2 tRNA genes are annotated in these 388 nt (G+C 43.3%); both read left to right on the top strand.

The features are described 5' to 3' along the window. Positions 1–64 precede the first annotated feature (64 nt). Positions 65–141, top strand: a tRNA-Ile gene (locus tag HMPREF3279_RS00675). Positions 142–194: 53 nt separating this feature from the next. Beyond that, positions 195–270 (top strand) — tRNA-Ala (locus HMPREF3279_RS00680). Positions 271–388: the final 118 nt, after the last annotated feature.

A 388-nucleotide genomic window follows, 5' to 3' on the forward strand; every position in this document is an offset into this window, starting at 1 on the left:
AAGTGTCCACACAGATTGATTGATATATTGTAGACAATATCGAGCAGAAAGCCGTTATTCCCTTGGGTCTGTAGCTCAGGTGGTTAGAGCGCACCCCTGATAAGGGTGAGGTCGGTGGTTCAAGTCCACTCAGACCCACCACTCAAACTGAGTGAGTGATGAAGGTGAATAAGGTGATAAATAAACGATGACATGGGGATATAGCTCAGCTGGGAGAGCGCCTGCCTTGCACGCAGGAGGTCAGCGGTTCGATCCCGCTTATCTCCACCACTTATCATCGTTAAGTAAATTGACTGATTTAATGCTTAAAATGCTTTGATGAGTTTATTTAACGATGATAACTGAAAATGTTATTTCTGTTCTTTAACAACCAGGAAACAAGCTGAAA

Origin of the sequence: Haemophilus sp. HMSC71H05, assembly GCF_001838635.1 — a bacterium.
GTDB lineage: Bacteria > Pseudomonadota > Gammaproteobacteria > Enterobacterales > Pasteurellaceae > Haemophilus_D > Haemophilus_D parainfluenzae_R.